1 rRNA gene is annotated in these 462 nt (G+C 42.6%); it reads right to left on the bottom strand.

Annotated features, from left to right (window positions below):
- Window positions 1-97 precede the first annotated feature (97 nt).
- A 16S ribosomal RNA gene (locus tag DBV14_RS33700) occupies window positions 98-462 on the bottom strand; the annotation flags it as partial.

Raw genomic sequence — 462 nt, 5'->3', positions numbered from 1 at the left:
CTGGCACCAGACTTGCCCTCCAATTGATACTTGATAAAGTATTTAAAATGTTCTCATTGCAATTATGAAACCACTAGGGCCCATATTGTTATTTTTTGTCACTACCTCACCGAACCGGTATTGGGTAATTTACGCGCCTGCTGCCTTCCGTGGATGTGGTAGCCGTTTCTCAGGCTCCCTCTCCGGAATCGAACACTGATTCCCCGTTACCCGTTACAACCATGGTAAGCTTTGATCTTACCATCGAAAGTTGATAGGTCAGCCACTTCAAGAGATATGTCGTCAACACAAAGGTCGTACGATCAGTAAAATTATCCAGAGTCATCAAAAAACCGGTTTTCACCAGGTTGATTTTGATCTAATAAATCCGCCGCTTCGTGAGTCACGGCATTCTGTTAGATATTAGCTCTAGAATTACCACAGTTATCCCATGGCAAAATGATAGAATCTCTCAAATCATAG

This window comes from Variovorax sp. KBW07, assembly GCF_003852515.1.
GTDB lineage: Bacteria > Pseudomonadota > Gammaproteobacteria > Burkholderiales > Burkholderiaceae_C > Variovorax.
This window is presented reverse-complemented; position numbering and strand designations above follow the sequence as displayed.